This is a genomic window from Micromonospora sp. AMSO31t (assembly GCF_008868175.1).
GTDB lineage: Bacteria > Actinomycetota > Actinomycetes > Mycobacteriales > Micromonosporaceae > Micromonospora.
Window position 1 is genome coordinate 1 of record NZ_WBKT01000229.1, and the last position, 7418, is coordinate 7418.

7 protein-coding genes, 1 rRNA gene and 1 pseudogene are annotated in these 7418 nt (G+C 77.1%); 2 read left to right on the plus strand and 7 right to left on the minus strand.

All coding sequences use genetic code 11. The features are described 5' to 3' along the window. Positions 1-683 precede the first annotated feature (683 nt). From F8274_RS29155 to F8274_RS29170, 4 genes are read right to left on the minus strand one after another with little or no spacing between them, the layout of a single operon-like run. Positions 684-1568 carry an NAD kinase gene (locus F8274_RS29155; protein ID WP_151465567.1) on the minus strand — a complete coding sequence of 295 codons (885 nt, stop codon included), beginning with the start codon at positions 1566-1568 and terminating at the stop codon, positions 684-686. Continuing rightward, positions 1565-2419 (minus strand): TlyA family RNA methyltransferase, encoded by an 855-nt coding sequence (locus tag F8274_RS29160; protein ID WP_151465568.1) that lies wholly within the window; start codon positions 2417-2419, stop codon positions 1565-1567. The genes F8274_RS29155 and F8274_RS29160 overlap by 4 nt, the downstream gene beginning before the upstream one ends. A gap of 24 nt (positions 2420-2443) precedes the next feature. Beyond that, positions 2444-2689: a hypothetical protein gene (locus F8274_RS29165; protein ID WP_151465569.1), complete on the minus strand. Its 246-nt coding sequence runs from the start codon at positions 2687-2689 to the stop codon at positions 2444-2446. Next, on the minus strand, positions 2686-3405 hold the full coding sequence (locus tag F8274_RS29170) for a phasin family protein (protein ID WP_151465570.1): 720 nt from the start codon (positions 3403-3405) through the stop codon (positions 2686-2688). The genes F8274_RS29165 and F8274_RS29170 overlap by 4 nt, the downstream gene beginning before the upstream one ends. Positions 3406-3516: 111 nt before the next feature. Between F8274_RS29170 and F8274_RS29175 the strand changes: the two genes are divergently transcribed. After that, complete coding sequence (locus F8274_RS29175) at positions 3517-3852, plus strand: SCP2 sterol-binding domain-containing protein (protein WP_151465571.1); 336 nt, start codon at positions 3517-3519, stop codon at positions 3850-3852. A 9-nt stretch (positions 3853-3861) separates the two neighbouring features. On the opposite strand, the gene F8274_RS29180 is transcribed toward F8274_RS29175, so the two are convergent. Together F8274_RS29180 and F8274_RS29185 are read right to left on the minus strand one after the other, a co-directional pair. Next, positions 3862-4857, minus strand: coding sequence for an HAD-IIA family hydrolase (locus F8274_RS29180; protein WP_225854027.1), 996 nt, complete (start codon positions 4855-4857; stop codon positions 3862-3864). A gap of 514 nt (positions 4858-5371) precedes the next feature. Next, a pseudogene (locus F8274_RS29185) lies at positions 5372-5960 on the minus strand (hypothetical protein); the annotation flags it as partial. Between the two features lie 57 nt (positions 5961-6017). On the opposite strand from F8274_RS29185, the gene F8274_RS32160 reads away from it, so the two are divergent. Further along, positions 6018-7211, plus strand: a complete 1194-nt coding sequence (locus F8274_RS32160) for a hypothetical protein (RefSeq protein WP_151465573.1) — start codon at positions 6018-6020, stop codon at positions 7209-7211. Positions 7212-7303: 92 nt separating this feature from the next. Here F8274_RS32160 and rrf read toward each other — a convergent pair. Beyond that, positions 7304-7418 (minus strand): 5S ribosomal RNA (rrf, locus tag F8274_RS29195); the annotation flags it as partial.

Sequence of the window (7418 nt, forward strand, 5' to 3'; positions counted from 1 at the left end):
ATGCGCTCCTCTGCTCGGGGGCCGGCCTCGGGGGGGATTGAGGCCGGCCCACCGGAGTCTGCGACGGAGATCATCTGTCGGTCACTAGGTACGCCGCGCCGCACCGGCGACATGTCGCCAGGTGGACACGAGGTTGCGGCGACGAGGCGGGCGGATGGTCACCACGCCGGTGCCCGCGGCGGCGGGATCGCGGCAGCGGCGATGGCCGGGGTGCCGGAACGAGTGCGTCGCCGCCCGGTTCGTGAGCCGCCGTTTCCTCCGACGGCGGCTCGCCGATCCGGCCGACCCGACCGGGGTCGAAACCCGGCCGGGCGCGGCTCGCCGTCCGCCCGCCGCGGCCGGCCGCGACTCCTCCGACACCCCGACCGTCGTGGACCCGACCACCCCCTGGCCAGGGCCACGACCGTCGGACCGCGCGGTCCGGGCGGACACGGCCTCACCGCCCCGCCCGGACTCCACCTCGACGCAGCCCGGACGCCCCGATCGCCGTCCGTGCGACGGCGTCACCGGCCCCGACGGGCGCCCGCCGCGGGGGCGGAAGCATCCGCCCCGGCCCGGTCCCGGCGCGATGCGCCGGAACCCGGCGCGGCGTGCCGTCGTCGGGGGAGGCTCCCACCGTAACCCGCCCGAGGCCGCGGCCGGGTACGCCGAACCGGCCGACGCGGTCTTCGCTGAGTCGCCGGTCAGCGGCGGCTGCCGCGCCAGCCCTGCACGGGAAGGCCGAACTTGGCCACCAGCCGGTCGGTGAACGGCCGCGCCCGGAGCCGGACGATGCGGACCGGCAGCGCGCCGCGGCGCACGGTGACCCGGGCGCCCGGGGGCAGGTCGTAGACCCGCCGGCCGTCGCAGCAGAGCACCGCGAGGGTGGTGAACGGGTCCACGGTGATCGCGAAGGTGGACGTCGGCGCGGTGACGAGGGGGCGGCTGAACAGCGCGTGCGCGCTGATCGGCACCAGCAGCAACGCCTCCACCTCGGGCCAGACCACCGGACCGCCGCCGGAGAACGCGTACGCCGTGGAGCCGGTGGGGGTCGCGCAGACCACGCCGTCGCAGCCGTAGCGGGACAGCGGCCGGCCGTCCACGTCGACGAGCAGCTCCAGCATCTGGGCCCGCTCGCCCTTCTCCACGCTGATCTCGTTGAGCGCCCACGACTCGATGGTCGGGCCGCCCTCGAACTCGGCGGTGACGTCGAGGGTGAGCCGTTCGTCCACCGTGTAGTTGCGCCCGACCACGTCGCGCACCGCGCTGTCCAGGTCGTCGATCTCCGCCTCGGCCAGGAAGCCGACCTTGCCCAGGTTGATGCCGAGCAGGGGCGCCTTGGCCGGGCGGGCCAGCTCCGCGGCGCGCAGGAACGTGCCGTCGCCGCCGAGCGCGAAGACGATCTCCGCGCCCTCGGCGGCCTCCGGGCCGGTCACCGGCACCACGCCGGGCAGGTCCAGGTCGTCGGCCTCCTCGGCGACCACCCGCACCTCGAAGCCGGCCGCGATGAGGTCGGCGGCCACCGCGCGCGCGTGCTCGGTGCTGCGCCGACGACCCGTGTGCGTCACCAGCAGAGCGGTCCGGCTCACCCGGACACCTCCTCAGTCGTGGCCTCCGGCCCGGCGGCCGGAACTCCCTGCGGGCCGGCGGCCACCACCGCGCGGACCCGGTCGGGGTCCGCGGCGGGCGCGTCCCGGCGTAACCATACGAAGAACTCGACGTTGCCGCTCGGCCCGGGCAGCGGGCTGGCGGCCACGCCGGCCAGGCCCAGCCCGAGCTGCGCGGCCGCGGCGGCCACGTCGAGCACGGCCTCGGCGCGCAACTCCGGGTCCCGGACCACCCCGCCCGCGCCGACCCGCTCCTTCCCCACCTCGAACTGCGGCTTGACCATCAGCGCCAGGTCGCCGTCGGGGCGCGTGCAACCGGCCAGCGCGGGCAGCACCAGCCGCAGCGAGATGAACGACAGGTCGGCCACCGTCAGGTCGACCGGGCCGCCGACGGCCTCCGGCGTGAGGGTACGCACGTTGGTGCGCTCGAAGACGTGCACCCGCTCGTCGGTCCGCAGCGGCCAGGCGAGCTGCCCGTAGCCGACGTCGACGGCCACCACCTCGGCGGCGCCGGAGCGCAGCAGCACGTCGGTGAAGCCGCCGGTGGAGGCGCCCGCGTCCAGGCAGCGCCGCCCGTCCACGGTCAGCCCGCCCGGGGTGAACGCGGCGAGCGCGCCGGCCAGCTTGTGACCGCCCCGGGAGACGTACTCGTCGGCGGGGTCCTCACCGGTGACCAGCAGCGGGTCGGCGGGGTCGACCATCGCGGCGGCCTTGCGGGCCGGCACCCCGCGCAGCTGGACGCGACCGGCCTCCACCAGCGCGGCGGCCTGCTCACGGGAGCGGGCCAGCCCGCGGCGGACGAGTTCGGCATCCAGCCGGGTGCGACGTGCCATCGGTGGTGGTTCTCCGCCTCTCGGTCAGGCCTGGTCGATGCTGGCGAGGGTCTCGCGCAGCGTCTCGTACGCCGTCTCGTACTGGGCGATCTGGTCCGCCGGGGAGAGCGCCGCGGCGTTGATCATGGCGTGCACGGCGGCGTCCACCGCCGGGTGCCGCGCCTCGCCGACCTCCTCGACCGGCGCCGGCCGTACGCCCGGGGCCGGGCCGGGCCGGGGACCGGCCGGCGGCGGCCCGGGACGCGGGTCCGGACGGAACGGCGCGGTCACGACTCGGCACCGCCGGTCGGCTTGCGGCCGGCCTTCTTCGCCGGCCGCGCCGGCGCGGCCGGCGACTCCTCGGCCGGGGTCCGGGCGACCGTGGCGGCGGGCTTCTTCGCGATGGCCTTCTTCGCCACGGGCTTCTTCGCGACCGCCTTGGTCTTGGCGGGCACGGGAGGCGTCGAGACGGGCGCCTCGGGAGCCGGCGTGGCGGGGGTCGACGGCGCGGGCGCCGGCGCGGTCGGGGCCGGTCGCTTCGCGCCCGGCGTGACCTCGGCCGGCCGCTCGGCGGTCGGCTCCCCGGACGGCGCCACCTCGCCGGCGCCCGCCGTCTCGGCGGCCGGCGGCGGAGAGGCCGGCGCGCGCAGGGCGTCGCTCTCGGACGCGCCGGTCGGCTTCGCCCCGGCCTCCGGCGCGCCGCTCGTCCTGGCCTCGCGGAGCTGCCGCTCCAGGTCGTGCACCCGGCGGGTCAGCTCGGCGACCTCGTCGGCGGTGGCCAGCCCGACCGCGCCGAGCGCGCGGTCCACCTCGAAGCGGACCAGCTTGGTCAGCGCCTCCCGGTTCGCCGTCCCGGTGGAGACCAGCTCCTCGGCGAGCGACTGGAGCTGGGCGGCCGTCGCGCCGCCCTGGCCGACCACACGCTTCACGGCGTCCTGGGCCTTCTTCCGGGGCGCCTCCGTCAGGCCCATGGCCAGCTCGAGGTAGGCGCGCCACGCGTCCTGCATGCCTGAGTCCTTCCGCGGGGCGGGGTGTGCAGGTGTCACGCTACCGGGCGCCCCGCACGCCCCATTGCGGTACGGTGCCGGGAACGGCGTGGCGAGTGGTGAGGAGACGATGTGGCCAGCGTGGACGAGTGCCGGCAGGCGTTGCAGGACCTGGCCGCCCGGCTGGACCGGCACGCCGAGGTGCAGGGGCGGATCGACCTCGACCGCACGCTCGCCTGCCGGATCACCGACCTGGACACCGCGTTCCACGGGCGCATCGAGGGCGGCCGGCTCGTCGACCTCACCGACGGCGACGACCCGAAGGCGAAGATCGCGCTGAGCACCACCAGCGACGACCTGGTCGCCCTGGTGCACGGTCAGCTCGACGTCATGAAGGCCGTGGGCGCCCGGCGGGTGTCGATCAAGGCGAACCCGTTCGACCTGATGAAGCTGCGCAAGCTGCTCTGACCGGGCCGGTCAGTCCCCCAGGCCGAACGCGGCCAGGGCCTCCTCCGCCGCCCCGGACGCCGGCCGCACCCGCCAACCGGCCGCCGTCGACCAGGCCGCCGCGCAGAGCGCCGCGAGGGCGTCCAGCGGGCGTCCCGCGCCGCCGAGGGTGAGCCCCCCGTCCGCGGCCGTCGCGGACCAGCCACCGGCGTCCGCCGCGCCCGGCACCCGCACCACGGCCGCCGGGTCGAAGAGCCCCGCCAGGTCGAAGGAGACGTACGCGGGCCGGCGCGACTCGGGCGCGGCCAGCAGCTCGGCCACGTCGCTGACGCCGGTGAGCACCAGCAGGCTGTCCAGCCCGGCCCGACGGGCGCCCTCGATGTCGGTGTCCAGCCGGTCGCCGACCACCAGCGTCCGCCCCGAGCCGGCCCGGCGGGCCGCCGTGGCGAACAGCGCCGGCTCCGGCTTGCCCACCACCACGTCGGGATCCCGCTCCAGCGCCGTGCGCAGCACCGCCACGAGCGAGCCGTTGCCCGGCAGCGGGCCACGCGGGCTGGGCAGGGTCCGGTCGGTGTTGGTGGCGTACCAGGGCGCGCCCGCCCGCACCGCCAGCGACGCCTCGGCCAGGTCGGACCAGCCGACCTGCGGTCCGTACCCCTGGGCCACGGCGGCCGGCTCCTCATCCACCGTCGAGACCGGGCGCAGGCCCACGGCGCGCAGCTCCGCGCGCAGCGCCTCCGCCCCGACCACCAGCACCGGCGCTCCGGCGGGCAGCCGGTCGCGCAGCAGCTCGGCGGTGGCGGCCGCGGAGGTCAGCACCTCCTCCGGCCCGGCCGGCACACCCATCCCGGTGAGCAGGTCGGCCACCTCGCTGGAGCGGCGCGAGGCGTTGTTCGTCGCGTACGCGACCGCCCGGCCCTCCGCGCGCAGCCGACCGACCGCCTCGACCGCGCCGGGGATCGGCCGGTCGATCAGGTAGATCACCCCGTCCAGGTCGAAGACGACCAGGGCGTACCCGTCGACCAGCCGAGCGCCCGTTCCGGCCCGGTCGCGTTCCCCGCGATCCGGACCGGAATCCGCGTCCCCGGGGCTCCCGGTCACCGGCGCTCCGACTCCGGCGCCCCGTCGCCCGGCGCGTCCGCGCCCGGGGTGTCCGGGCCGGCCGCGTCCACGGCGGCCGCGTGGGTGTCGGCGGCGAGCGAGCGTGCCTCCGCGTCGGTCAGCTCGTCGTCGCCCAGGTCCGCCGCGTCCCGGTCCCGGTACCCGGCGCCCTCGCCGGCCGGCACCGCGTCGGCGGCGTCCGCGGCGACGGCGTCCGCCGTGTCGGCGTCGGCGCGCAGCCGGCCGTCACCGTCGAGGTCGTCGTCCTCGTCGTCGCTGTCGTCGTCCTGGTCCGCGTCCCCGTCGAGGTCGTCATCCTCGTCGTAGTCGTCGTCCTCGTCGCCGAGGTCGTCGTCCTCGTCGTCGTCATCGAGGTCATCCTCGTCGTCGTCGAGGTCGTCCTCGTCATCGTCGTCGCGGTCGTCGTCGGAGTTGCCGGTGAGGTCGGCGTCGGGACGGGCCGGCACGGCGCCCGGGGTGCCCGGACCGGCGGCGAACTCCTCGTCCTCCTCGTCGTCGCCCTCGATGACGACTCCGTCCAGCTCGAGCAGCCGCTCGGCGGCGTCGGTCTCGCCCTCGGCGTCCGCGTCGGCGGCCCGGGAGAACCACTCCCGCGCCTCCTCGCGCCGGCCCACCGCGAGCAGCGCGTCGGCGTACGCGTAGCGCAGCCGCGCCGCCCACGACTCGGTCGAGTCGGCGCTCAGCTCGGGGACCTGGAGCATGGCCACGGCCGCGTCCTTCTGCCCGAGGTCGCCCCGGGCCCCGCTGGCCACGATCAGCAGCTCGATGGCGACGGCCTGGTCCAGCTTCTCCCGGTCCGCCCCGCGGAACAGGTCGATGGCCCGCTCGGGGCGACCCAGCGCCCGCTCGCAGTCGGCCAGCACGGCCAGGTGGCTCTGCAGCCCGGTCATCCGGTGGTAGGTGCGCAGCTCGGCGACGGCCGTCTGCCACTCCCCCGCGTGGTACGCGGCCAACCCGACCGCCTCCCGCACCGCGGCGATGCGCGAGGCGAGCCGGCGCGCGGCCATGGCGTGCGCCAGCGCCTCCGCCGGATCGTCGTCGATCAGCAGCCCGGTCGCGACCAGGTGCCGGGCGACGGTCTCCGCCACCGGCTTGGCGAGGGAGAGCAGCTCCGCGCGGACGGCCGAGTCGAGGTCGCTGGCGACCACGTCGTCCGGCAGCGCCGGCGCCTCACCCGTGCGCCCCTCGCCGCGCTCGTCCTGCCGCTCCCGGTACGCGCCGTCCTGCCGGCGGTCGTCCCGGCCGTAGTCCCGGCGCTCGCCATCCCGCTCGGTGCGCTCGCGCCCACCCCGGAAGCCACCCTCGCGGTCGTCACGGCGGAAGCCGCCGGGTCGCTCGTCCCGGCGGAAGCCCTCACGGCGGTCGCCACCGAAGCCACCCTCGCGGCGCTCGCCGCCACGGGACCCGCCTGCGCGGTCGTCACGGCGGAAGCCCTCACGGCGCTCACCGCCGGCGTAGCCCTCGCGACGCTCGCCGCCCTCACGGCGCTCGCCACCGCGGAAGCCGCCCTCACGGCGCTCACCGCCACGGAAGCCGCCCTCGCGACGCTCACCGCCGGAGCCACCCTCGCGACGGTCCCCGCCACGGAAGCCACCCTCACGGCGCTCACCGCCACGGAACCCGCCCTCGCGACGCTCACCGCCGGAGCCGCCGTCGCGGCGGAACCCGCCCTCGCGGTCACCACCGCGGAAGCCACCCTCCCGGCGCTCCGCGCCACGGAAGCCACCGTCGCGGCGCTCACCGCCGGCGCCGCCCTCGCGACGATCGCCGCCACGGAAACCGCCCTCACGACGGTCCCCACCGCGTTCGCCGCCACGGAAGCCGCCCTCACGACGGTCCCCACCGCGTTCGCCGGCACGGAAGCCGCCCTCACGGCGCTCACCGCCGCGGAAGCCCTCGCGACGCTCGCCGCCGCCGAAACCCCCCTCGCGACGGTCGCCACCGCGGAACCCGCCCTCGCGGTCACCGCCGCGGAAGCCGCCCTCGCGACGCTCGCCGCCGCGGAAGCCGCCCTCACGGCGCTCGCCGCCGGCGCTGCCGTCACGGCGTTCGCCACCGCGGAACCCGCCCCCGCGGGAGCCGCTGTCACGGTCGTCGCGGCGGTCACCGCCGCGGAAGCCGCCCCGCGGGCCGCCCGAGCGGTCGTCGCGGTCGCCCCGGTACGGCGGACGGTCGTCGCGGCGGGCGTCGCCGCGCCCCTGCCCACGCTCGGCACGGTCCTCGTAACGACGGGGGCGATCCTCGCCCTGCGGTCCTGAACTCACAGGTACATCCTTCCTCATTGCGTCCCCCAAGGACGCTAACGCAGTCGAGGGCCGACCCTGCTGGGGCGGCCCTCGACTGGAAGATTGTCCGGCGGTGTCCTACTCTCCCACACCCTCCCGAGTGCAGTACCATCGGCGCTGGAGGGCTTAGCTTCCGGGTTCGGAATGTGACCGGGCGTTTCCCCTCCGCCATGACCGCCG

Bases quoted from the DNA above. Each gene is read 5' to 3' on its own strand.
- F8274_RS29160 (WP_151465568.1), bottom strand. From the start codon at position 2,419: ATGGCACGTCGCACCCGGCTGGATGCCGAACTCGTCCGCCGCGGGCTG.
- F8274_RS29170 (WP_151465570.1), bottom strand. From the start codon at position 3,405: ATGCAGGACGCGTGGCGCGCCTACCTCGAGCTGGCCATGGGCCTGACG.